This window comes from Corynebacterium riegelii, assembly GCF_016728505.1.
GTDB lineage: Bacteria > Actinomycetota > Actinomycetes > Mycobacteriales > Mycobacteriaceae > Corynebacterium > Corynebacterium riegelii.
In genome coordinates, this window is sequence record NZ_CP068159.1 from 2,407,122 (window position 1) to 2,429,726 (window position 22,605).

Annotated in this window: 23 protein-coding genes and 1 other RNA gene; 11 read left to right on the top strand and 13 right to left on the bottom strand. The window is 62.5% G+C overall.

Going from position 1 to position 22,605, the window contains the following annotated elements; genetic code table 11:
- The first annotated feature begins 57 nt into the window (after nt 1-57).
- From I6I71_RS11440 to I6I71_RS11455, 4 genes are all read left to right on the top strand, one after another.
- Entirely contained in the window at nt 58-483 is a 426-nt protein-coding gene (locus I6I71_RS11440; RefSeq protein ID WP_201821190.1) for a cytidine deaminase, read from the top strand.
- Between the two features lie 136 nt (nt 484-619).
- Entirely contained in the window at nt 620-1,204 is a 585-nt protein-coding gene (locus I6I71_RS11445) for a VIT1/CCC1 transporter family protein (RefSeq protein ID WP_201821192.1), read from the top strand.
- Between the two features lie 67 nt (nt 1,205-1,271).
- Nucleotides 1,272-2,024 carry a hypothetical protein gene (locus I6I71_RS11450; RefSeq protein ID WP_201821193.1) on the top strand — a complete coding sequence of 251 codons (753 nt, stop codon included), beginning with the start codon at nt 1,272-1,274 and terminating at the stop codon, nt 2,022-2,024.
- 26 nt (nt 2,025-2,050) lie between these two features.
- Nucleotides 2,051-2,365, top strand: a complete 315-nt coding sequence (locus I6I71_RS11455; protein WP_157045271.1) for a hypothetical protein — start codon at nt 2,051-2,053, stop codon at nt 2,363-2,365.
- A 13-nt stretch (nt 2,366-2,378) separates the two neighbouring features.
- Here the strand turns inward: I6I71_RS11455 and I6I71_RS11460 are convergent, their stop codons facing one another.
- Nucleotides 2,379-2,903, bottom strand: a complete 525-nt coding sequence (locus I6I71_RS11460; RefSeq protein ID WP_201821194.1) for an NUDIX hydrolase — start codon at nt 2,901-2,903, stop codon at nt 2,379-2,381.
- A 28-nt stretch (nt 2,904-2,931) separates the two neighbouring features.
- Between I6I71_RS11460 and I6I71_RS11465 the strand changes: the two genes are divergently transcribed.
- Entirely contained in the window at nt 2,932-3,693 is a 762-nt protein-coding gene (locus tag I6I71_RS11465) for a hypothetical protein (protein WP_201821195.1), read from the top strand.
- Here I6I71_RS11465 and I6I71_RS11470 read toward each other — a convergent pair.
- From I6I71_RS11470 to I6I71_RS11495, 6 genes are all read right to left on the bottom strand, one after another.
- On the bottom strand, nt 3,677-4,579 hold the full coding sequence (locus I6I71_RS11470) for a trypsin-like serine protease (protein WP_201821199.1): 903 nt from the start codon (nt 4,577-4,579) through the stop codon (nt 3,677-3,679). The genes I6I71_RS11465 and I6I71_RS11470 overlap by 17 nt on opposite strands.
- A 137-nt stretch (nt 4,580-4,716) precedes the next feature.
- On the bottom strand, nt 4,717-4,881 hold the full coding sequence (locus I6I71_RS11475; protein WP_168156384.1) for a hypothetical protein: 165 nt from the start codon (nt 4,879-4,881) through the stop codon (nt 4,717-4,719).
- Nucleotides 4,882-4,883: 2 nt separating this feature from the next.
- The gene (gene thrC / locus I6I71_RS11480) at nt 4,884-6,344 is read right to left on the bottom strand and encodes a threonine synthase (protein WP_201821200.1); all 1,461 of its coding nucleotides are present in this window, start codon (nt 6,342-6,344) and stop codon (nt 4,884-4,886) included.
- Nucleotides 6,345-6,365: 21 nt separating this feature from the next.
- Nucleotides 6,366-6,641 carry a hypothetical protein gene (locus tag I6I71_RS11485; protein ID WP_052203524.1) on the bottom strand — a complete coding sequence of 92 codons (276 nt, stop codon included), beginning with the start codon at nt 6,639-6,641 and terminating at the stop codon, nt 6,366-6,368.
- Between the two features lie 9 nt (nt 6,642-6,650).
- The gene (locus I6I71_RS11490) at nt 6,651-9,593 is read right to left on the bottom strand and encodes a bifunctional [glutamine synthetase] adenylyltransferase/[glutamine synthetase]-adenylyl-L-tyrosine phosphorylase (protein WP_201821202.1); all 2,943 of its coding nucleotides are present in this window, start codon (nt 9,591-9,593) and stop codon (nt 6,651-6,653) included.
- Nucleotides 9,590-10,918: a glutamine synthetase family protein gene (locus I6I71_RS11495; RefSeq protein WP_201821204.1), complete on the bottom strand. Its 1,329-nt coding sequence runs from the start codon at nt 10,916-10,918 to the stop codon at nt 9,590-9,592. Before I6I71_RS11495 ends, I6I71_RS11490 begins: the two co-directional genes overlap by 4 nt.
- Before the next feature lie 536 nt (nt 10,919-11,454).
- On the opposite strand from I6I71_RS11495, the gene I6I71_RS11500 reads away from it, so the two are divergent.
- Nucleotides 11,455-12,417 carry a hypothetical protein gene (locus tag I6I71_RS11500; protein WP_201821205.1) on the top strand — a complete coding sequence of 321 codons (963 nt, stop codon included), beginning with the start codon at nt 11,455-11,457 and terminating at the stop codon, nt 12,415-12,417.
- Between the two features lie 103 nt (nt 12,418-12,520).
- Nucleotides 12,521-14,125 carry a CYTH and CHAD domain-containing protein gene (locus I6I71_RS11505; RefSeq protein ID WP_201821207.1) on the top strand — a complete coding sequence of 535 codons (1,605 nt, stop codon included), beginning with the start codon at nt 12,521-12,523 and terminating at the stop codon, nt 14,123-14,125.
- Between the two features lie 21 nt (nt 14,126-14,146).
- Here I6I71_RS11505 and I6I71_RS11510 read toward each other — a convergent pair whose 3' ends face one another.
- Entirely contained in the window at nt 14,147-14,353 is a 207-nt protein-coding gene (locus I6I71_RS11510; RefSeq protein WP_052203518.1) for a hypothetical protein, read from the bottom strand.
- 40 nt (nt 14,354-14,393) lie between these two features.
- Between I6I71_RS11510 and I6I71_RS11515 the strand changes: the two genes are divergently transcribed.
- Nucleotides 14,394-15,614 (top strand): galactokinase family protein, encoded by a 1,221-nt coding sequence (locus tag I6I71_RS11515; protein WP_201821209.1) that lies wholly within the window; start codon nt 14,394-14,396, stop codon nt 15,612-15,614.
- Here I6I71_RS11515 and I6I71_RS11520 read toward each other — a convergent pair.
- The 5 genes from I6I71_RS11520 to I6I71_RS11540 all read right to left on the bottom strand — a co-directional run bounded on the left by I6I71_RS11520 (nt 15,611) and on the right by I6I71_RS11540 (nt 20,535).
- Nucleotides 15,611-16,996: an RNB domain-containing ribonuclease gene (locus I6I71_RS11520; protein WP_201821211.1), complete on the bottom strand. Its 1,386-nt coding sequence runs from the start codon at nt 16,994-16,996 to the stop codon at nt 15,611-15,613. The two genes, I6I71_RS11515 and I6I71_RS11520, sit on opposite strands and share 4 nt — an antisense overlap.
- A gap of 26 nt (nt 16,997-17,022) precedes the next feature.
- An RNA gene (rnpB, locus tag I6I71_RS11525) (RNase P RNA component class A) lies at nt 17,023-17,425 on the bottom strand.
- 136 nt (nt 17,426-17,561) lie between these two features.
- Nucleotides 17,562-18,698: a bifunctional RNase H/acid phosphatase gene (locus tag I6I71_RS11530; protein WP_201821213.1), complete on the bottom strand. Its 1,137-nt coding sequence runs from the start codon at nt 18,696-18,698 to the stop codon at nt 17,562-17,564.
- A 2-nt stretch (nt 18,699-18,700) separates the two neighbouring features.
- Entirely contained in the window at nt 18,701-19,378 is a 678-nt protein-coding gene (locus I6I71_RS11535) for a zinc ribbon domain-containing protein (protein WP_201821216.1), read from the bottom strand.
- Nucleotides 19,379-19,383: 5 nt separating this feature from the next.
- A complete protein-coding gene (locus I6I71_RS11540) occupies nt 19,384-20,535 on the bottom strand; it encodes a Nif3-like dinuclear metal center hexameric protein (protein ID WP_201821223.1) in 1,152 nt (383 codons plus the stop codon).
- Between the two features lie 39 nt (nt 20,536-20,574).
- Here I6I71_RS11540 and I6I71_RS11545 point away from each other — a divergent pair, with 39 nt between their 5' ends.
- Genes I6I71_RS11545 through I6I71_RS11555 form a run of 3 tightly spaced genes read left to right on the top strand, consistent with a single transcriptional unit; the run spans nt 20,575 to nt 22,602 of the window.
- Entirely contained in the window at nt 20,575-21,210 is a 636-nt protein-coding gene (locus tag I6I71_RS11545; RefSeq protein ID WP_236587322.1) for an HAD hydrolase-like protein, read from the top strand.
- Complete coding sequence (locus I6I71_RS11550; RefSeq protein WP_201821227.1) at nt 21,197-21,670, top strand: low molecular weight protein-tyrosine-phosphatase; 474 nt, start codon at nt 21,197-21,199, stop codon at nt 21,668-21,670. The genes I6I71_RS11545 and I6I71_RS11550 overlap by 14 nt, the downstream gene beginning before the upstream one ends.
- Nucleotides 21,671-21,675: 5 nt before the next feature.
- Nucleotides 21,676-22,602 (top strand): SURF1 family cytochrome oxidase biogenesis protein, encoded by a 927-nt coding sequence (locus I6I71_RS11555; RefSeq protein WP_101734550.1) that lies wholly within the window; start codon nt 21,676-21,678, stop codon nt 22,600-22,602.
- Nucleotides 22,603-22,605 lie beyond the last annotated feature (3 nt).

Here is a 22,605-nt window from a genome sequence, read left to right on the forward strand (position 1 = left end):
CTTCTGGTTATGATTTCGGTGTCAATCCATCACGGTAGTAGAAAACCAGGTGTTCCCATGGCCACCTCCGCAGTCACTGACGCCCAGCTCATCCAGCAGGCCCGCAACGCGCAGGCCCGTGCGTACGCGCCGTACTCCAAGTTTCCGGTTGGCAGTGTGCTGCTGCTTGATAACGGCCACGTGGTCCCCGGCTGCAACCTTGAAAACGCCTCCTACGGTTTGAGCATGTGCGCCGAGCGCAACGCCGTCGCCGGCGCGATCGTGGGCTCTGGACCGCGTGGGGTTGCAGACGCCGGGTTCACCATCGAAGCCGTGGCCATTGTGGGCAAACCTGGCGAGCCGTGCTTCCCCTGCGGTGCGTGCCGCCAGGTACTTCGAGAGTTCGGCTGCAAGCGCGTGATTGTTGAAGACGGGGAGGGTTTACGCTCATTTAAATTCAGCGAGGAACTGTTGCCCTACTCGTTTGGCCCGGAATCGCTCTAGACTCCATTTCGCGCTCTAGCAGCGCAAACATGTGCGAAGCGCTGCTTAGCCTGCCCTATGGAAAGCTACCCTGACCTGCACAAAGGCAGCCTTTGCTTGCTTGTTCAGGGGTTTTATCCCGTGCACCATGGGGTGCATGACCGTTGTAGTTGAACCCATCATCGGCTCTCACGTCGCGCAGGAGCCGGCCACTCCACCGCAGCACGAGGCTGGTCTTGGTGAGCGCATGAACCGACTGCGCGCAGGTGTCTTAGGCGCCAACGACGGCATCGTGTCCACCGCCGCCGTGGTGGTGGGTGTTGCGGGTGCCACCGACAGCCTCTCCGCTATCGCCACCGCGGGTCTTGCCGCGGTTGTCGGTGGCGCGATCTCGATGGCGCTGGGCGAATACGTCTCCGTGTCCTCCCAACGCGACTCGGAGCGAGTCCAAGGTTTAGCCGATCACCACTTAGTCAACCCGTGGTCCGCCGCGATCGCCTCCTTCTTGGCGTTCCTGTTGGGTGCGGCGCTGCCGTTCGCTGCAGCTGTGCTCACCCCGGTGTCGGCTCGCGTGGTTGCGATCTTTGCTTTGACGCTGGTGTCCTTGTCGCTCACCGGCGCGCTGTCCGCCAAGCTCGGTGGCGCGGCTGTTGGGCGCTCCGTTGCGCGTGTGGTGCTCGGAGGCACGTTGGCACTTGGCGCTACCTTCCTTGTCGGCTCCCTGTTTGGCAGCCAGCTGTAGTCGCCTGTGTACTCCCGTTGTAAGCTTTTGGCATTTACCAAGCTTATTTTTAACGTGAGGGGTGCGTATGTCTTCGCCGTTTAATCCGAACCAGCAGCCACAGTTTGGGGGTCAGCCGCAGTTCGGACAGGGTCCTGGTCCCACTCAAGGTCCTGGCCAGCCGCAGTTCGGTGGTCAACCGCAATTCGGCGGTCAGCCACAGTTTGGTGGCCAGCCACAGTTCGGGCCCGGCCCAGTCCAGCAGTTTCCCGGTCAACCGTTCGGCCAGCCAGCACCGAAGCGTCGCGGCCCGGGCTGGCCAACCTGGTCCTACTTGGCGTTGACCGTTGCGTCGCTTCTGGGCAGCTTCCTGCCGGTGGCGGCGGTCGCTCTTGCATGGGAAGGTCTCGGCAGCGCGGCGCTGACGTTCAACTGGTGGGGCTCGATGTCCTATGAGGGCACCGGTTTCGGCACGATTGGCCAGGAGTACTTCGAAGAGGGGCTCGGCGGTCCTGATGCTGGCATGCTGATCGGGTCCATCGCCGTGATCTTGTTGTACGTCGGCGCCACGGTTGTTGGCTTTCTTGGCCGTGACAAGATTGCGGCGATTGTCGCAGCTGTCGCGGGTGGCACACAGTTGCTGACCACCATCGTGACCGCGTTCCAGATTGACGGCATGTACGGTTCCCTGGCCGCCGGCTGGTACCTGTGGTTGCTGTGCTCCCTGATTGGCCTGGGCATTGCCGTTTGGATGTTGGTGAAGGGCACGCGTCCGGCGCCTGCACCACAGTCACCGTTTGGGCAGCCGCAGCCAATGCCACAGCAGGGTCGGGGCTGGTAAAGATGAAGCGCTTTGGGGCTTTACTCTTGACGACGCTCACGTTAACCCTCACCACCGCCTGCACCAACAACGGCGGGGTGGACCTTGAGGCGCCGGTCTACGTCACTGTGGACAGTCTCGACGGCGCGAAGGTGACCATTACCAAGCATCAGCCGCTCGTCGTCCCCGTTGGCGAGAACCTAGATCCGGATGCGTGGACTGAGGGCAGCGTTGAAGACGAGACGATCGCAACCTTTGAATCCGGCCCGAGCTTCCGCGCGGTAGGCGTTGGCACCACCAGCGCCCAGCTGACCAACCCGGATACGGGTGAGGTCTACACCTTCACCCTGGTTGCGAAGTAGTCCGGTGAAGGAGCTAACGCTTCTTCAGCCCAAAGCGGGGGGTAAATGAGGTGGGGTGTTTGCGCTGCGCGGCGGCGTCTCCAATCACCAAACGCCACTTCGGGTCGGTCACCGGCATGTTTGAGATCGGGAACCAGCCGACCTCAGTGGACTCGTCATCGCCTACAACGGGTATTTGGTTCGGATCGTCGGCCTCACAACGAATCTGCACCGACATGTAGCTGGCCTTGTCCCCGTTGTCATGGGTCACGGGCCCAACGGTTCCCACGCCCAGCAGTGCAGCGGCGCTCACGCGCACTCCGGTCTCTTCCAGGACTTCGCGAACAGCCGCGTCATGTGGCTCCTCCCCCGGGTCCGCAATGCCGGTGACCGGCGTCCACTTACCGTTGTCGGCGCGCTTGACCAACAGCACCTCGGGGACGGCCCAGACGGAATTATCCGTTGAGTCTCGCAGCACCACCGCGGCCACTGCGGGCAGCCACATTAGGTCGGTGCCGATCTTGGCGCGTGTCTGAACAATGAACTCCGGGATTGGCATGGTTGCCAAGTGTAGACTTCCTGTCATCATGAGCACGAACAAACGCATCCCCACCCCGATTTTTGTCATCGGCTACGGAGCAATCGTGCTCACCCTCATCGTTGCCATGGCCATGCTGGTGAGCTACCGCGCGGACGCAGAGGCGGATGCAGAAGCGAATGCCGGCGCTGCAGACGGCAGCGCCGCAACCGGTACAGCAAGCACCACAACCACAACCGAGCAGGATCCGCGCCAGGCGTGGAACCCGCCGCTTCGAGACGAAGCGAATGTCCTGGCCAGCATCCGCCCCTACCTGATCACGGACGTGGAATCAGCCGTCGGCGAAACCGGAGTCATCGTGCGCGGAAAAGCCACGGAAACCGCGATGGCGTCCACGGCAGAGTTCACCGGGCACCTCTCACGCCTGCTGGAGCAAAACTGCCTGGACACACTTGTGCTGACCACCCCAAACAACATGCGCATCAGCTTTTTGGGATTCTGCTTCTCCACGCTGCCGCCGGCAAGCATTGAGAAATACACAACGTTTGCTGTAGACGAAGACGCGGACTCGCTAGCGTTTGTGAACTACAACAGCGCGGCTGGGGTTGAGGTGGCGTTGGGGTGGTTGGACGTGGCGTCGGCAAGCAAGCTGAGCGAACTGGAGCAGACCTGGAAGCGCCTACCTCTGGAGCCTGGCTTGGACCGACTGCGAACCAGTGCTTACACCGACGAGGAGGTTGCTGCCGGGCAGCGCGTGCGCGGCACATACATGGAGATTCGCCGCGGCGAGCTGTTTACCACGACTGAGTAACCCACGCCGGCTCCGGCACCACCGCATGAATCACGCCCATGAGCTGCTCAATGTTGGAGTAACTCATGCGCTTCGGGTTGTCCATCCCCTCAAAGCACTCCTCATCGGAGCGGCCCGCCTCAGTGCCGGAAACCACGCCAATGATCACGGCGCGGCCGTTGACTTCACTAAATACCGGCCCGCCGGAGTCCCCCGGGGAGACGCACACGCCCGCAATGTCGCCGAAGGTGGGCAGCTGCTCCTCCACCATGGTGTCTACAATCTGCACGCGCTGGGTCTCTAGGAACTCACCGCACGTATAACCCGTGGTCCCGCCTGTCTTGCAAACGTGGCCCGGGGCGGGAATGTCCTGCGCAATACCGGTTGGGATGGGATCACCCACAACCTCCATGGCGCGCTCCGGGTCAGTGATCTCAATGATGCCAATGTCAACGCGCTCCCCACCCGGGTTAAACAGACCGGAGTAAATGAACCGGCCGGCCTCGCGCTCATAATCGGAGGCAAACGTAGCGTTCGTCGGCCACACCAAATCCCCCTCGTGCCCGCAATGCCCAGCGGTCACGGCGTAGTTGCGGCCGTGGATATCACTGAAGGAAAACGCCACCGTGCACGACTGCGCGGTAAAACTCTCCCCCGGCGCCGGGTAATGGTCCGTGGTCTGAATCTTCGTGCCCGGCGCCCACACCGCGTACTCCGGCACCAACACCTGGTTCGCTGGCTGCTGCGGCTCACCTTCCGGGTGCTCCTCACCGGGTGGCGTGCGTACCTCTTCAAGCGCCTGGCGCTCCTGATCCGTAGGACTTGGCACTTTGGACGTGGTCACCCCCAACCACACCACGCCCGCAACCAGCGCTAGTACGGCGACGACGGCAAACAGCCACGCCACGCCCGGCCGGCGGTGTGTTTGTTGGGCAGGCTGAGGCGGGCCCTGCTCAGGAAACGCCCACGCAGGGCCCGCGCCAGTCTGATACTTCCGGGCAGCACCAAACTCGTCGCGCTGACCCGGTTCCTGCGGGTACGTGCTTACTGCCCCGCCTTGTCCTCGTTCTGCGCCTCTTGTTGCGCCCCTTGTTGCGCTTCAGCCTTCTCCTTCGCGGCCTCTTCCGCCTGAATCTTCAGGTCACGGATGAACTTCTCCGGATCAAACTCCGTGTACTGCTCCGGGCCTGCGAACTGCTCCTGTGCCATGGTTAGACCTCCGTCTTATTAATAGCGTTGGCAATGAACTGCTTGACCGCCTCGGTGTCATTGGGCAGGTCGGTGACGTGGCGCTCAGCGTCCATAATCCCCTTGAAGCGCTCCGGCACCCTCGGGTATTCCTCAATCGCTTCATAAATGGTGCGGCTGAACTTCACCGGCAGTGCGGTCTCCAGCACGATCACCGGGGTATCCAGCTTGTATTGCTGCGCAGCCGACACGCCATCAGCCGTGTGCGGGTCCACCACAATCCAGAAGTCTTCCTTCAGCTGGCGGATGATCTCCAAACGGTCCTCATGGGTAGAGGTGCCGGAGAGGAACCCAAACTCATCACGAATCCGTGCCATGACCTCCTCGCCTGCCGCACCGAAGTCATCAGCATTGAAGCCGCCGTCTTTGACCTTGGTGCCAAACAGCTCGGCGGTAAGCGTGGGGTTGCGCAGGGTGGCATCAAAAATCATGCGCTCAAAGTTCGAGGCCTTGGAGATGTCCATCGACGGCGAGGAGGTTGCAAACGTCTCGGCCGCAGAGCGCGGGCGGTACTCGCCGGTGACAAAGAACTCATCCAACACGTCATTTTCGTTGGTGGCCACGATCAGCTTGTCAATCGGCAGCCCCATCTGCTTGGCAATGTGGCCTGCGCACACATCACCAAAGTTGCCAGTTGGCACGCTGAACGAGACCTGCTGGTCATTGCTCTCCGTCACCTTCAGGTAGCTGGAGATGTAGTACACAATCTGCGCGAGCAAACGAGCCCAGTTAATGGAGTTGACCGCACCAATCGAGTACTTGGACTTAAACGCCGCATCCCCGTTGACTTCCTTGACCACATCCTGGCAGTCATCAAACACGCCATCGAGCGCGATGTTGAAAATGTTCGGGTCATCCAGACCAAACATTTGCGCCTGCTGGAACGGCGTCATGCGCCCCGCCGGGGTGAGCATGAACACGCGGATGCCGTCACGGCCACGCATGGCGTACTCCGCAGAAGAGCCCGTATCACCGGAGGTGGCGCCCAGGATGTTGATCTCCTCGCCGCGGCGGCCCAACTCAAACTCGAACAGCTCGCCGAGCAGCTGCATCGCCATGTCCTTAAACGCCGCGGTCGGACCCTCAGACAGGTGGGCGATGTAGAGCTTGTCATCCTCCAGGCACGTCACCGGCACGATCTCTTCGTGGGCGAACTTGCCCCCCTCGGTGGTGTACGCCTTCGCGGTGAGCTGCTCAATCACCTGCGGCGGAATATCGTCCACGTACAGCTTGAGCACCTCGGCAGCTAGCGCTGCATACCCCTTCTGTGCCAGCAGCGTGCGCCACTGATCAAGCGTGTCGCCGCTGATCTGCGGGTAAACAGCAGGCATGTACAACCCGCCGTCTGGGCTTAGGCCCTGCAGCAGGATGTCAGTAAACGAATGGGCAGTCGAGTGCGGGTCGCGCGTTGAGATGTAATCCACAACGCAACAGTCTACGTGGTGCTAGTGGCGCGGTGGCTCTTGACGGCCGGTGAGGATGTCCACCACGGAGCGAATCGCGGCGTCTCCAAGCGGCGGCAACGGACGATGCGCCGCAACTTCCGCCTCCGGCTCCTCCTTCGGCGCCGTGATCGCAGGCTCTACCTGCAGGGTGAGCGTCTCGCCCTCAAGCGCAAGCTTCGCATCGGGGGCCACACCAGCAACGCGGGCGGCCTCCACCAACGCCACCAGATCCGTGTAGGTAGCGTCAGCCAGATCAATCGTCATATTCACAGCCATGGCACAAGGCTACTCGTGCTCCAGTGAGGGCGCCTCGCCCCAGAACACCTCCTCCACCACACGGTGCGCGCGGCGGGTAATGCGCAGGTAATCCTCCAGAAACTGTTGCTGATCATCCGGGTCATAACCAGCCGATCCGGCGACCTGCGCCAGGTGCGGGCCCGGCGCGGGCAGCTGGTCCGTGCGCTTTCCGGACACCAAGACCAGCGCGTTTCGGGCGCGCGTGGCGGTCAGCCATGCGGTGCGCAGCGTCCGGGCTTGGGCGGCGGGGAGCACGTCCGGGTCGTCCAGCTCCGCCAGGTAGTCCAGCGCCTCAAGCGTGGAGGTGGTGTGCAGCTGCGGGTGCTTGTGCGCGTGCATCATGGTCAGAAGCTGCACGGTCCACTCCACGTCCGCCAGCGCCCCGCGTCCAAGTTTGGTGTGTACGGAACGATCAGCGTTGCGAGGCAGCCGTTCATCATCCACACGCGCCTTGATACGCCGGATTTCGCGCACGGCAGATGGCGGGGTGCCGCCATCCGGGTACCTAAACGCATCCGCCATGTGCAGGAAACGCTCGCCGACCTCCTCATCACCGGCGATCACGGTGGCGCGCAGCAGCGCCTGGTACTCCCAGACCTCGCCCCACTCGGTGTAATAGCGCTCATAGGAAGCAATCGTGCGCACGACAGGTCCCGAGCGCCCCTCAGGCCGCAGGCCCAGGTCCACCTCAAGCGGCGGATCGCCCGAGGGCTTGGACAGGCGCGCACGCATCTGCTCAATCATGCGGCTCGCCCACGCCAACGCCTCTTCCTCATTCGCGCCTTCAACAGGTTCGGCCACCGCCATCACGTCCGCATCCGAGCCGTAGCCCAGCTCCCCACCGCCAAGCCGGCCCATGCCGATAATGGCAATGCGCGCAGGCTCCGCACTCACGCCGCGCTCCGCAAGATCAGTACGGATCTCCGCCAACAGGGCGGCTTGCAGCACGGCGTCCCAAATAATGGTCAGCTCCAGGCACACCTGGCGCACCTCCATCAACCCCAACAGATCGGCCGAGGCGATACGCGCAAGCTCCGCGCGCCGCAACGAACGCGCCACACTCACCGCCTTGTCCGCATCGTCCTGGTAGCGCTTTGAGGCTGCAATGATCGCCTTCTTCACCTGGTCCGGTGCGGGTTCGATGAGGCGGGGGCCCGCGGAGCCGTCTCCAAGCAACTTGACCACTTCCGGCGCCGCAATGATCAGATCAGAGGTGTACGGCGAATTGCCCAGGATCTTCATCAGGCGCATGGACACCACGCCCTCATCACGCAGCATCCGCAAGAACCACGGCTTATCCTCCGCCGCCTCAGACAGCTTGCGATAGTTCAACAGGCCCGCGCCGGGATCCGCGGTGCTGGCCAGCCACGTCATCAACGTTGGCAGCAAAATCGCCTGCAGCTTCGCCTTGCGCGACGTGCCCTTCACCAGCGCCGCCAGGTGATCGTAAGCGCGCGCCGGGTGGCGGTACCCAAGGGCCGCCAGACGCGCCTTCACGTCTTCCGCCGACAGCGCCGCCTCGCCCACCGTCAGATCCACCACAGCGCCCAGCAGCGGCCGGTAGAACAGCCGCTCATGCAGGGTGGACACGGTGTCGCGGACGCGCTTCAGCTCAGCTTCCATCTCACCTATGGCACTTTTGCTTGTCGACGCCACAAACCCCGCCGACCTTGCCAACCACCGCATCCGGCGCTCATCATCAGCCTCCGGCAACTGGTGCGTGCGCTTAAACCGCTGCAACTGCAGCCGGTGCTCCAGCAGGCGCAAAAACTCATACGCACCAATCAGCGCCTTGGCGTCCTCGCGGCCCACGTAGCCGCCTTGAGAAAGTGCTTCGAGTGCGTCGATGGTGTTGCGGGTGTTGGGGGTGCGCAACGTGGCGTCGATACGCCCGTGCACCAACTGCAACAGCTGAACCGCAAACTCCACATCGCGCAGGCCCCCGTAGCCCAACTTCAGCTCGCGCGAACGCACCCCCTCCGGCACGTTATCCAGCACGCGGCGGCGCATGGCCTGGACGTCCTCAACGAAACTGTCGCGCTGGGACGCCTCCCACACCATCGGCCCCACCGCGTCCACATACTGCTGGCCAAGCTCCATATCCCCCGCCATCGGACGCGCTTTGAGCAGCGCCTGGAACTCCCACGTCTGCGCCCACCGCTTGTAATAGGTCACGTGCGAATCCAGCGTGCGCACCAACGCGCCCGCCTTTCCTTCAGGACGCAACCCCGCATCCACCTCAAAAAACGCCGCCGAACCAATCTTGATGAACTCGGATGCCACCCGCGTGATCTTCGTTGTCACCTCATCAGCCACAAAGATCACGTCCACGTCAGAGATGTAATTGAGCTCCCGCGCGCCACACTTACCCATGGCGATCACGGCCAGCGTCGCGTCCGGCTCCTCCTCGCCATACACCCGCTCAGTGGCAAGCGTCAGCGCGGCCTTTAACGCAGCATCCGCAATGTTCGTCAGCGCCTCCGTCACCGCGTGATACCCCAACGGCTCGCCTTCACCAAAGCCCTTAACCGCCGCAAACGTACCCGCCAAATCCTTGGCGGCCACCCGCATCACCAACGACCGATGCGCATTCTTCAACGCTTTTTCATCCGTGGCGGCCTTCGCCATGAACTCGTCCGCTTCCTGTGCGCTTGGCAGCGGCAGCGTCAGCGTGTCTAGAAGCTCAGGATGTGCAATCAAGTGATCCGCCAAGGCGGTGGACCCGCCCATGAGCGCGAAGAAGGGGGTACGTTGGGCGTCGTCAAGCAAAAGGCTCCTGCCGTTGGCGAAGCGATGCGCATTGTTTAAGGCAAGGTCAGGATCGGCGGCGCCTGCAAGCGTCCACAAGGAAGCCTCATCTTTTAGGCCAAGGGCTTCGAGGTCCTCGGCGGCGCGGCGGCTAGTCAGACCAAGTTTCGCGGGGCTGATCATAGATCCAACCCAGTCTCAATCTCCCACGGCGTGACCTGCGACTGATACTCATGCCACTCATCCCACTTCGTGCGCAAAAAGAACTCAAACACCTGCTCACCCAACACCTCCGCCATAAACTCAGAACGCTCAAGATGGCGAAGCGCCTGATCAAGAGAACCCGGCAAATCCCGATACCCCATCGCACGACGTTCACGACGCGTCAACGCAAACACATCATCACGCGCCGGCTCATCAAGCTCATACTCACCCTCAATACCCTTCAAACCCGCCGCCAACACCGCCGCAAACGCCAAATACGGATTACACGCCGAATCCAACGAACGGACCTCAATACGACGCGAATCCGCCTTATGCAGCCGATACGTAGGCACACGCACCATCGCCGAACGATTCGAAATACCCCACGTAGCAGCCGTCGGCGCCTCAGAACCAAACTGCAAACGCTTATACGAATTCACCCACTGATTCGTCACCGCCGAAATCTCCGGCGCGTGCTCAATAATCCCCGCAATAAACTGACGCCCCACCCGCGACATACTGATCTCATCATCCGGATCATGAAACGCATTCGTCTCACCCTCAAACAACGAGAAATGCGTATGCATCGCCGAACCATCCAAATGCGGGAAAGGCTTCGGCATAAACGTCGCATGCACACCCGTCGCCTCCGCCACCGTCTTCACGATGTACCGAAACGTGACCACATTATCCGCCATAGTCAACGCATCCGTATGCCGCAGATCAATCTCCTGCTGGCCCGGGCTCGCCTCATGGTGCGAAAACTCCGTAGTGATGCCCATGTACTCAAGCGCAGCAATCGCCTGCCTGCGCAACTTCGGCGCCTCATTACGCTTCGCCTGGTCGAAATACCCACCCTTATCCGCCGGCGTGATCTTATCCTCACCCGGCTTGACCACATAAAACTCAATCTCAGGACTTGCGAAAAACTCAAAGCCCATCTCACGCGCCGCATTCATCTGACGCCTCAGCACCTGCCTCGGGTCAGCGAAGAGCGGATCCCCATCCGGCATCGTAATGTCACAAAACATACGCGCCGTCTGCAGGCCCGCGTCCTCATCAAACGGCAAAATCTGGAACGTAGACGGATCCGGCCTCAACAACGTATCCGACTCAGACACACGACTAAACCCCTCAATCGAACTCCCATCAAACCCCACCCCCTCCTCAAACGCCGACTCCAACTCCGCAGGCGACATCATCACCGTCTTCAAACTCCCCGAAATATCCGTAAACCACAGACGAATGAAAGCGATGTCCTGCTGCTCCACCAAGCGCAGCACGTTATCCGTTTGAGAGCTCATGGTGGGAAGTTTAGCTTTGGTTGGGGGTGGGGTTGAGTGGGTTTGTGTGGGTTTGGAGTGTGCGGTTGGGTCGGGCCCGACACCGTCCCCGGCCGCCTCGGACGCCGTTCCCAGCGCCGTTTTTGGCGCCGCCACACCTAAACCCCGTTTAGTGGACCCCGTTTCCGCTGCGATTCTACGGTCTAAACGGGGTCCTCCGAACGGGTTTTGGCCACTCGACCTCTACGGCAATGCCAGAGCTAACACATCGAAGTCAGGAAATGAACCACCCTGCCCAAATCCCTCGCTGAAACCACCCCTGTTGTGGCTCCCGACGCCGCCACACCTAAACCCCGTTTAGCGGACCCCGTTTCCGCTGCGATTCTACGGTCTAAACGGGGTCCTCCGAACGGGTTCTGGCGCATAGAAAGACGCATCCGGATGCTCGGATCGACAAAGCAAGACGGAAAACAGTATTTCCATGCGAATGCGGTGGTGCGACCGCGCCTGCATGCGTTAAACTCCCCTCAACGCAGCAACATTTTCGGGGGGAAATTGTGGACATTTACGCACTCATTGATCGTCTGATCCGTCCTGGCCGGGCGGACCAGCAGGTGTGTGAGAAGTTGTCGGCAACCAAGTTCATCGCAACGTCGGATTGGCAGGCACTAAAACGCCACGAGCAGGAGTTTCTTCGCTGCTATGCCGTGGGGGCGGCCACGCGAAGCGCAGTCTTGATCGGTCGTTCAGCTGCGGCTATTCACAGCATTTGGACGCTTCCCGACAACGATGCGCCTGTCCATCTTGCACACCCGAAACCCAGGGGTCCAAAATTCTGGCCCCAAGGTGTGACTTACTCCAGTATGCACATCCCGGACATGGACACCATCGCATTCACCCCCACAGGAACCACGGACAAACTCCGCGTCACCAACCCCGTTCGAACCGCAGTAGATATTGCACGCATCCACGGGGTACGCCACGGGGTCATAGCTATAGACTCGTTGTTCCACAAAGCACAGAAGCCGTGGGAGCGACAGAAGATACGTGAAGATCTCGAAGCCACGATTCGGCGGATGACCGGGAAGAAGGGCATTGACAAGGCAAGGCAGGCGTTGGAGTGGAGTTCGACCTGCTCAGAGTCGCCGTACGAATCGCTCTTCCGCGTCGTGCTGCGAGAACACGGCATTGTTGTCCAGGAGCAGATGTGGATTGGCAAACACGTCCGGCCAGACTTTGTATGGGGCCAAGCTGTGGCCGAAATTGATGGCGCGGTCAAACTCGACGAAGACCCCAAACGAGCGGCCCTCGAACAACTGCAGCGTGAAAACTGGATCCGTTCCCAGCTCTATGAAGTGCTTCGCATCACAGTGCCCGAACTCCTCCGCAATGAAGCAGAGTGTGTCCGCCGCTTCCTTGAAATCAAAGCGCGATCCGAGCTACTCGGCGAACCGCTAACCAAAGCAACACGCGAACGCCCACACATCGGCGAGCACTGGCGCTACCCGGCCACCGGATAACCGGAACGCCAACCGCCACCCGCACCGCCACACCACACCCCGGGCGACTCACACCGCCCGCGACTATCGTTGTAGCTAATACCCAATCAAAGGAGGCCACCCCATGGGCGAGAAGAAAAACAAGCAGGCAGAGCGCCACCTGGAGGTGGAGATCAAGCTTGCCGTGGATGATTCGACGGCGGTGCCGGATTTAACGCAGCTGCCGGGGGTGAGCGCGATGAAGGACACCACGGAGCACAACTTGTCCGCGGTGTATTACGACACGCCTGATCTGAGGCTTACGCGGCAGAAGGTTACGTTGAGGCGTCGTAAAGGAGGCGCCGATGACGGCTGGCACTTGAAGTTGCCGGCGGACGGTGATGGTCGTCAAGAATTGCGCGCACCGTTGGATGATCCGGCCACGATCCCGGCTGAGCTGCTGGATCAGGTGCGTGCGATTGTGCGCAATGTGCCGCTAGAGCCGGTGGCGCAGGTGGATAACCGCAGGGTGGAGTCCAAGTTGGCCAACGAGGAAGACCAGGTCATCGCAGAGTTTTGCGACGATCACGTCACCGCCTGGTCACTACTTCCCGGCGGCGAGCGCACCTCGTGGCGCGAGTGGGAGCTTGAGCTGGCGGAGTCGATTGCGGCTACTGAGGAGGGTCACGCGATGATCCGCCAGGCTACGTCTTTCCTTATTAATAGTGGTGCGAGGAAGTCGTCGTCGCCGTCGAAACTGGCCACGGCGCTGGGTGAATCGGTGCGCACCGCTCCCCTGCCGCCGCATTTGCAGGAGCCGGAGTTGGAGGAGGGTTCGCCGGCTGCGGCCGTGATCGCGGCGGTGCGCGCGCAGCGGGATGAGATTGTGGCGTGGGACCCGAAGGTGCGCGCCGATGAGTTTGATTCGGTGCACCAGCTGCGGGTGGCTACGCGCGAGATGCGCTCGCTGCTGGAGACGTTCGAGGGCATCCTCGAAGGCGAGCAGCTGGAAAACCTCGAGGCGGAGCTGAAGGAAACTGCCGCGGTCTTAGGCGTTGCGCGCGACGCGGAGGTGGTTGAGGAGCGTTTCATCGAGCTGTTGGAGACCGATGAGAGCGGGATGATCGATGAGGCCACCCGCACCCACATCGCGGGCGACATGCGCGCGGACTACACCGCAGCCCACGCGGAGATTGTCGCGATGCTAGACGGTGAGCGTTTCCTGAACATGCTGGATGCCATCGATGACCTGCTGGCCGCCCCGCCGGTGCACACCCACACCGAAGAAGACGAGGAGGACGCCAATGAGGGCGAGACGGACACAAAGATCCTCATGGAGCATCTTGAGAAGGCGTTTAAGAAGGTGCGCAAGCGCGACGCGAAGGTGGCGGAGCATTACCACGACACGGATTTGCCGCTGCACAAGCGCGAGGATTACGTGCATGACGTGCGCAAGGCCGTGAAGAAGTTGCGTTACGCCACGGCGGCCGCGGAGGCTGCGGGCATTAAGACGGGGCGCTTGGCCAAGGCGGCGAAGGCGCTGCAGACCGTGTTGGGTGATTTCCAGGACGCGGTGACCTCGCGCGATCGCATTTTGCGCCTGGCTGATGAGGCCCGCGAGCGCGGCGAGGACACCTTCGCTTACGGTTTGCTCTACCAGCGGGAGCTCATGCTTGGCGACGCCGCGTTGTCCTCCTACGACGCCTCCATGCGAGAACTGAAGAAGGCCTTCAAGAAGATCTCGAAGTAGCCGCACCCAAACCCTGCGGGATTACTTCTCCCAGGAGGCGGGTTCGCCCCAGTTGTCGTCGGCTTGGTCGGCGGCGTCGGCAAGCCGGGTGCGCTCTTTCGCAATGGCGATGGCGTGCTCGGCGGCCTCGCGGGTGTCGTACGGGCCCATGCGGTTGTCCCAGGACGCAACCTTGCCTTGGGTGACTTCGCCGGTTTCGGGGTTGTAGTAGAACTTGTCGTCGCTCATGGCCGAAAGTGTACCTGCGTGAGTTGGTACTGTAGGCCGCATGGCAAAGCTGACAGAGGCGGCAAAGGCGACAAAGGCGGCAGAGAAAGTTCGCGCACTACACACGCAGCGCACGGGAGCCCAGCCTGCGCATGTGGCTACGGCACCGGCAACCTGGGTGTTGATCGGTGAGAACGTGGATCACTTCGGGGGCGTGACCGTTGTTGGTTTGGGGGATCTGCGGGCGGCGGCTGCGGTCAGCCCGCGTGAGGACGACCTGATTACGCTGCACGCCGAAAGCCTGCATTCCCCCGTGGCGACGGGTGAGGCGACGCTTGCGCAGCTTGCAGAAGGCGTGATTGAAGATCCGCTGATGCGGCGTGTGGTTGGTTTGGTGCAGACCATGATTACGCGCCAGGTGCTGTCGCGAGACACGGCCGGGTTGGACATCACGGTGGTCTCCGAGATCCCGGTTGGTGCTGGTCTTGGCGCGTTGTATGCGGGGGACGCGGCGATTGCGCTGGCGCTTGCCGGCGGCAACGCGGAGGTGAACGATCCGCCGATGCGCACGCGCCTGGCGGAGGTCTGTTCCCACGCGGTTGGTACGTATTCCTCGCTTGCGGTGTTGCGCGCGCGTCACACGGTGGCGCTTCGCGGCACGCCGGAGCAGGTCACGGTGGTGGATTACGCCGACGGCTCAGTCGCACCAGCCCCACACCCGGGCAAGTTGGGGGTACGCATCTTTTCTATCGCGAAAGCGTGGGGCCAGCCGTACGGCGAGCAGAAGGAACGCATTGCCACGTGGCGTGGGTTTATTGATGATGCGGTGGGTAACTTTGGCGTGGCGTCGTTACGCGAACTGCCCGACAACGTAGACCGGGTGGTTGAGTGGGTGGAGGCGCGGCGCGACGCGGGCGATGAGACGGCGCCGGAGCCGCAAACCGCGCGGCGCTGGGTGCAGTTTTGTGAGACGGAGACGCTGCGCAGCCTGGCGGCGGCTAAGGCGTTGCGCTCGCGGCGTGGCAATGAGTTGTTTACCCTACTGAACTCGCCCACTGAGGCACACGACTTGGAAACACCGGACGCACTGGTAAAGCTTGCGCTGCAGCGCGGGGCGACTGCGGCACGTCCAGCGGCGGCGGGTACCTCGCAGGCCGTCATCGCGTTCGTCCCGGTGCAGGAGGCAGACGAGTTTGCCAAGGTCTTTGCCAAGGACTTCCACGTGCTGGAGATCCGCCCCGGCGAGGCGGCGCGGCTGGAAGACCAGGTGGATAACGCCTAGTCAGCAGGCCAGGCGAACTCCACCTCGCGTGCTTGAGGGTCCGCGCGGATCAGGGAAAACACGCTTTGGGTGCCTTCGGCCGGCCCGCCTATGGAAGGCGCAAGCAACGGCGGCTGCGTCACAAAAATACGTGCACGCTGCGGCCGGTGTTGCAGCACCACGCCCTCAAAATTGTGCCCCACCCAGGGTTTGAGCACGGTCGCCTCCGTCAGGTTCAGCGCCGCCTTATCCACGGTGTTGGCCAGTTGGGAGGTCCGCGACATGGTTTGCAGGACCACCTCGGCGTCATCGGTAACCCAGCTCGGGATCTCGTAGCCGCCGCAGATGGCCAGGCACACTTCGGTTGCGTAGCGGTCTATCAGCCTGCGCAAGGGTGCGGTGACATGCGAGTAATACCCGCCGATGCCCGCATGTACCTCGGGCTCACCTTGGGACAAGTCCACGTAGCCCGAGGAACGCAGCAGCTTCTGCGCCTCGCGCATCACGGCCGCACCGCGCGGGGTGTCTGCATCAACGCTGGCCAAAAACGCGCCGATCTCCCCCTCCACCTGAAAGCCAAGGTTGTGCGCCTCCGAACGAAACTCCGCTTCTGCTTCCTTGGACGCGGGCTTGAGTGTACGCAGGAACCCCACGCCTGCGTCCACCATCATGCGCCCAGCCACCATGCCGGTGAGCAGGGAGATTTCAGAGTTGTAGTCCATCGCGGCGTACCTGGGTTCAATGACCAGCTCAAAAGTGCCGTCCGGGTTTTCCACCACGCGCACCGCCGGCAGCCGGAGGTTTATCGCTTGGCGCCTAAAAGAAGACTGCTGCCTCAACCTGCCCACCTCGGGCAGGAGACGTATCTGCGCCATCACGTCTCCCCCATCAAACGCGCGCTGCACCTGCGCGTAATCCAACCTGGCCACGGAGTGGATCAGGGCGCGCTCAACGTGGGCGCGTTCGACTTCGCCGGCGGCGTCAAGATCAAACGTCCATAAGACAGCCGTGCGATCAACATTGGGAAGCAGGGATGCGCTGCCTTCTGAAAGCGGCGCTGGGTGCAGGCGGGCCGGCTCATCCGGCAGGTAAATCGTTTGCCCGCGCTTCAGGGACTCCTGCTTGACCAGCGAAGACGGCTCCACAAACGCCGCCACATCCGCAATGGCGTAGTACACGCGGTAGCCATCCCCGCGCGCTTCAATGCACAGCGCCTGGTCCAAATCTTTGGAGCCGGGTGGGTCGATGGTGACTAGGGGGATGCCGCGGGCGTCGATACGCTTGTGCTCAGGCGAAAACTTCAGGCGCTGCGCCTCTGCCGTAACCTCCTGCGGGAAATCCGTGGGCACATCGAACTCTTGCGCAAGTGCACGGAAATTCAGCGGCGCGGCATAGAGCTTCATGCTTTGCCAGCATGCCAGACAAAAGGCGAATGAGTCAGCCTATGAGCCGGATTCTGTACCCTTTCGGGCGGCGATCATCCATCTGGACCACCCATTGCTGGGCGGCCTCAAGCAGCTACCTTCGGACTGGGCGGGCAGCCTCATCACGTCCGACAACCTCCGCCTTAAAGGCGGGGGCTCTTGCCTTGCTCCCGGTGGGGTTTACCTGGCCGCCTGTGTCACCACAAACGCCGGTGCGCTCTTACCGCACCCTTTCACCCTTACCCCTGCCTTACGGCAGTGGCGGTTTGCTCTCTGTTGCACTTTCCCGCGGATCGCTCCGGGTTGCCGTTAGCAACCACCGTGCCCTGTGGAGTCCGGACTTTCCTCGACCTGCGCCTACCCCAAGTTTAGGGCGGTTCACAACGCCGCGATCACCCAGCCAACTCATTCGCGGTAGCTCATTCTAGTGCGCGGGCTGCGCGTGCGCCCAATCGGTGTTTGCAGCTACCTACATGCAGCTACTAAACGATTTTTTTGGTTGGTAGCCGGGTGTAGGTAGCTACAAACTTGCCGTGGGAGACGGTTAGCGGTGGTGGGCGACGTCGTTGAAGGTGCGCACCACGCCGAAGTCGCCGTAGAACTCCACCACGGAAATGCTGGCCAGGTCCAGGAACATGTGGCGAAACGTCTCCGCACTCGCCCCGAGCGCCTGGCGGATCACGGACTTAATCGGCGTCATGTGCGTGACCACCAGCACCGTCTTACCCTCGTGCGCCTCCTGCACTTTCAGCCGTGCGCGGGTGACGCGTCGGTGCAGCGCGGTCGTGGATTCACCCTCTGGGGGGCTCGTGCTAAACGACGCCTCCCACTGCCCAAACTCTTCCCCATACCGCTCCATAGCCTCCGCGCGGGTCAGGCCCTCGAAGGCGCCGAAGTTGAGTTCGCGGAAGCCGTCCATAATCTCCACGTCCAGGCCGAGCGCGTCCGCGCAGTACTCGGCAGTCTGGCGGGCGCGGGTCTGCGGGGAGGAAACGATCACGTCGATCTTGCCCATCGCCGCGATCGTGCCGGCGGCGCGTTTCGCCTGTTCACAGCCGATGTCGGTCAGCTCCGGGTCGGAAGAGCCCGAGTATCGACGCTGCGCCGAATGCTCCGTCTGCCCATGTCTTAACAGGACGAAGCGGGTGCGCGGGGCGTCCGTGCCCGACCAGTGCGCGGGGCTTGCGACAACATGCGACTTCGTCGCAGAACTGGAATCCTTGGCGGCGGGTTTCGCGGCGGGCACGCCGCTGTCGAGGATGCGCGGCGTGCCGTCTTTCGCGGCGGCGTCCATGGCAACGTTGGAAAGCTCGTCGGCCTTCTTGTTCTTGGCGCGCGGCACCCAGGTGTAGGTGACCTTGTCAAAGGATGTGGCTACGTCGCGTGCGTCGCGGGCCAGCTTTTGCATGTCGGGGTGCTTGATTTTCCAGCGGCCCGTCATTTGTTCGACGACAAGTTTGGAGTCCATGGACACGTCCACGCGCGTGGCACCCAGGTCGCGGGCGGCTTCAAGGCCGCGCAGCAGGCCGTAGTATTCGGCGACGTTGTTGGTGGACTTGGCGCCCACAACGTAGGCGATCTCCGCCAAAGTGTCGCCGTCCTCGTTATAGAGGACGGATCCGGAACCGGCGATGCCGGGGTTGCCGCGGGAGCCGCCGTCGCAAAACAGCGCAACACGCATGGCTAGCGCTCCGTCACGCGCACTAGGAGGGTGCCGCAGTTGGGGCAGGTCGGCAGCTCATCATCCGCAACGGCCATGACCTCGGCGCGCTCAGAAGGCGGCAGCTGCAAAAAGCAGCCACCGCAGGTGCGGCTGTTAAAGGACGCCGCGCCCACGTTGTCGTACACCTCCAAAATGTCTGCCGGCAACTGAGCACGCAGCGCTCCGGTGTCCACGGGCGTTTCCTCCGGCAGGGCGTCTACGGCGCGTTGGGCGGCTTCGAGTTTGCGCGTGGCCTCATCAAGCTGCGCACCGTGGACCTCACGGTTGTTGCGAAGCGCCGCGATCTCGTTGTGCGCCTCTTTAAGCTCATAACGCAGATCCGTCAGGCGCGCCTCCGTGGTGGACAGGTCATGCTGCAGGTCACGGCGCACCTCAACGTCCGTTGCTGCGCCAAGCTGGGCGATGTTGTCTTTCTTGCGGCGCTCAAGCTTGCGCTGATCCTCCTGAATACGGCGGATCTCCAGCTCCATGTCATCTACCGCCATCTGCGCGGCAGAAGACGCCGCGGCAATGCGCTCGCGGTCCTTCCCGGCGCGCTGAAGCTCCGCAACCTCCGGTCGGGTGACCGGGCGTGTGGCGGCCGCTTCAGCAATGGCCAGCTTGAGCAGCACGGGTTGTAGTTCCTGCGACAGGTGCATGGGTGTTAGTCCTCCACGTTTGGGTTGTCGGCGGGGTGTGCGGAAACGGTCCACGGGTCGGTGCGTACCGGCAGGATGACGGTTTCCACGTCTAGCTCTGCCACGATACCCGCGGCCTGCTCGGTCCACGGAAACTCGCTGGCCCAGTGGGCGGTGTCAATGACTGCTGGCCCGCCGGCGCGCAAGTGTTCGTCAACTGGGTGGTGGCGCAGGTCTGAGGTGACGTAGACGTCGACGCCGAGGCGTGTGACGTCGTCAAGAAAACTGTCCCCTGAGCCCGAGGAGACCGCAACGCGCTTGACCATCTGGTCTGGGTCGCCGGCGGCGCGCACGCCCCAGACGGTGGTGGGGAGCGCGTCGGCGACTTGCTGGGTGAACTCTCGTAGCGTCATGGCCTCAGGCAGCTCCCCGATACGCCCGAGCCCCGTGGCCTGGGATAAGTCGGTGGTGTCGGCCATTTGGACAACGTCAAAGGCCGGTTCCTCGTACGGGTGGGCTTCACGCAACGTGTCAATGAGCGTGCGGCGTAGACGGGTCGGAGCGACGAATTCCACGCGGGTCTCGGTGCTGCGGTGCAGCTCGCCGGGGGTGCCGGTAGTGGGCGACGCGGCGCTCATAGGCAAAAACTGCCCCTGGCCCTCGAAGGAAAACGCACACTTACGGTAGTTGCCAATTTCGCCAGCGCCGGCCTCGAACAGCGGGCCCATCACCGCGTCTACATCGGCCGGCGGAATGTGGATGCCCCAGTGGTCAATGCCGTCCAGCAGCACCGGGCGAATCGGTCGGCCGGGTTCAATGCCAACCAGCTCAGCCAGCTTGTCGGAGACCCCCGGGCGCGCGGAATCCGCGTTCGTGTGCGCCGCAAACAGCGCCACCCCGCCTTGAAGCAGCGTGTGGATCACCTTGCCCTTCGGCGTGTTCGCCGCCACCGAATGCACACCGCGTAGCAGCAGCGGGTGGTGCACAACCAGCATTTGCACTTGCTTCTCGACGGCCCGGCGCGCCACCTCCAACGTACAATCCAGCGCAAACGCCACCTTGGTCACGGGGGCTTCGGGGTCGCCGCAAATCAGGCCGACCTTGTCCCAGCTTTCTGCAAGCTGCGGCGGGTAGGCGGTTTCAAGGGCGCGTACGCAATCAGCAACGGTGACAGTCATGGCACCCAGCCTACAAATCCGGCATGGTGGTTTGGTGTGGTGAGCATTCTTGTAGACGTAGACGGCACCCTCATCGACTCTTACCCCGGCATCCGCGCGGGATTTATCAGGGGCATGGAGGCCCTCGGGTTGGAGGTGCCGGGTGAGGATTTCTTGCGCAAGATTCCGGGTCCGCCGATGCGTGATTCCTTTGCGGCCGCGGGTCTGAGCGCGGCAGAGGTTGAGCGTGCCATGCAGGCATATTCGGACTACATGTCTTCTGTTGGCTGGCGTGAGTTCACGGTCTTTCCTGGCGTGGGCGAGCTGCTCAAGGGGTGGAAGGCGCTGGGGCTGCACATCTGCACGGCGACGAGCAAGAGCGAGCGCTTTGCCCGCCTTGCGCTGGAGGATGCCGGACTGATGCAGCACGTGGATTTCCTCGGCGCCGCTAATCATGAGGTGGGCCGCGCCACGAAGATCGAGGTGATTGAGTACGTCCTTGCGCACGCCTCCCCGTCCCACCCGCTGATGGTGGGCGACCGCATGCATGATTTCGATGGCGCGGCGCACTTCGGTTTGCCGTCGGTTGCAGTGACGTGGGGCTACGGTGATGAAGGTGAGTGGGCGCGTGCCACGTATGTGGCGCGCACACCTGAAGATTTGGACGCGATTGTGAGGACACATGCTGCACATTGATTTTGTCTGCACGGGCAATATTTGCCGCTCCCCCATGGCGGAGGTGATTGTGCGCGACAAGCTGGCCGAAGCGGGTTTTGGCGAGGACGCTGTCCAAGTGACGTCCAGCGGCATTGGCAACTGGCACGTTGGCCACCAGGCGGATCACCGCGCGCTTGCAGAGCTTGCCGCCCACGGCTACAACGGTGAATCCCACCGCGCCCAACAGTTCGGCGCCGAGCAGTTCGACGCTGACCTGATCGTTGCACTGGACCACAACCATGTCTCTGAGCTGGTGGCGCGCGGCGTCCCGGAGGACAAGGTGTGCCTGCTGCGCTCCTTTGACCCGCAGGCTGACGCCGATGATCTGGGCGTGGCGGATCCCTACTACGGCGGCCCGGAAGGTTTTGCGGTGACGCGAGAGCAGATTGAGGCCGCGGCGGACGGCATTATTGCTTGGGTGCGCGCCGCACTAAGGTAGTCACTGTGAAACAAACCGGTAAACCGTGGTGGAAGACGTTTTTAACGCCTGGCTGGGTACTGTCCGCCGTGCTGATCATCCTGTTTTCATACTTCGCGTTTACCACGCTCGCGCCCTGGCAGCTGGGCAAAAATGAGCGGCTTGAGCAGCGCAATGAGCACATTGTGGAGGCCTTTGACCAGGACCCGGTGCCGCTTGATACTCGCGTCAACCCGGACGGTTCGCTTCCCGATGGCGCCGATTGGTCCCGCGTTGTTGCCACGGGCCATTACGCCCAGGGTGCTGAGGTGTTGCTGCGTCTGCGCTCTGTTGATCGCGTCGCCGCATTCCAGGTGCTCACGCCATTTGAACTCAACGATGGCCGCACGGTTCTAGTCAACCGCGGTTGGGTGCCCGCCAAAGAAGCCTCACACGTGCCACCTATTGAGCCCGCCCCGAGCGGCGAGGTGACGATCACGGGCATGCTGCTTGCAGACGAAGGCGTGCACCCCACCGAACCCAACATCATCGAAGGCCACCAGATGGTCTATTCAGTAAGCCCCGGCCAGATCGGCGAACTCACCGGCACGGACCTGATCAGCCCGTACATCCAGCTGCTCGGCGGCTCCCCCGGCGTGATCAACCCGATCCCGCTGCCCCAGCTTGAGACCGGTAACCACCTGTCCTACGGCTTGCAGTGGATCGCGTTCGGCCTGCTCGCCCCGGCTGGCCTGATCTATTTCATTGTCAGCGAGACGCGCGAGCGCCGCCGCTTCCGCGAGGAGCAGGAGGAGCTTTTGCTTAGCGACGCCACAACGCCCTCCCCCACCCCCGCCCCCAAAACTGCTACCGCTTCGGCCGCTGCTGCTGCGCCAGCTCCTGCGCCGGCGCGGAGTCGCTATGGCGGTGGGCGTCGCAACCCTTGGGCAACTGACCGAGACGAGGAGCGCTAGCGG

Coding starts and splice junctions, on each gene's coding strand:
- I6I71_RS11540 (WP_201821223.1), bottom strand. CDS start 20,535: ATGACTGTCACCGTTGCTGATTGCGTACGCGCCCTTGAAACCGCCTAC.
- I6I71_RS11445 (WP_201821192.1), top strand. CDS start 620: ATGACCGTTGTAGTTGAACCCATCATCGGCTCTCACGTCGCGCAGGAG.
- I6I71_RS11475 (WP_168156384.1), bottom strand. CDS start 4,881: ATGGCACAGGAGCAGTTCGCAGGCCCGGAGCAGTACACGGAGTTTGAT.
- I6I71_RS11510 (WP_052203518.1), bottom strand. CDS start 14,353: ATGAGCGACGACAAGTTCTACTACAACCCCGAAACCGGCGAAGTCACC.
- I6I71_RS11550 (WP_201821227.1), top strand. CDS start 21,197: ATGCTGCACATTGATTTTGTCTGCACGGGCAATATTTGCCGCTCCCCC.
- I6I71_RS11505 (WP_201821207.1), top strand. CDS start 12,521: ATGGGCGAGAAGAAAAACAAGCAGGCAGAGCGCCACCTGGAGGTGGAG.
- I6I71_RS11485 (WP_052203524.1), bottom strand. CDS start 6,641: ATGGCTGTGAATATGACGATTGATCTGGCTGACGCTACCTACACGGAT.
- I6I71_RS11450 (WP_201821193.1), top strand. CDS start 1,272: ATGTCTTCGCCGTTTAATCCGAACCAGCAGCCACAGTTTGGGGGTCAG.
- I6I71_RS11530 (WP_201821213.1), bottom strand. CDS start 18,698: ATGCGTGTTGCGCTGTTTTGCGACGGCGGCTCCCGCGGCAACCCCGGC.
- I6I71_RS11490 (WP_201821202.1), bottom strand. CDS start 9,593: ATGATCAGCCCCGCGAAACTTGGTCTGACTAGCCGCCGCGCCGCCGAG.
- I6I71_RS11465 (WP_201821195.1), top strand. CDS start 2,932: ATGAGCACGAACAAACGCATCCCCACCCCGATTTTTGTCATCGGCTAC.
- I6I71_RS11515 (WP_201821209.1), top strand. CDS start 14,394: ATGGCAAAGCTGACAGAGGCGGCAAAGGCGACAAAGGCGGCAGAGAAA.
- I6I71_RS11460 (WP_201821194.1), bottom strand. CDS start 2,903: ATGCCAATCCCGGAGTTCATTGTTCAGACACGCGCCAAGATCGGCACC.
- I6I71_RS11495 (WP_201821204.1), bottom strand. CDS start 10,918: ATGAGCTCTCAAACGGATAACGTGCTGCGCTTGGTGGAGCAGCAGGAC.
- I6I71_RS11535 (WP_201821216.1), bottom strand. CDS start 19,378: ATGCACCTGTCGCAGGAACTACAACCCGTGCTGCTCAAGCTGGCCATT.
- I6I71_RS11440 (WP_201821190.1), top strand. CDS start 58: ATGGCCACCTCCGCAGTCACTGACGCCCAGCTCATCCAGCAGGCCCGC.
- I6I71_RS11520 (WP_201821211.1), bottom strand. CDS start 16,996: ATGAAGCTCTATGCCGCGCCGCTGAATTTCCGTGCACTTGCGCAAGAG.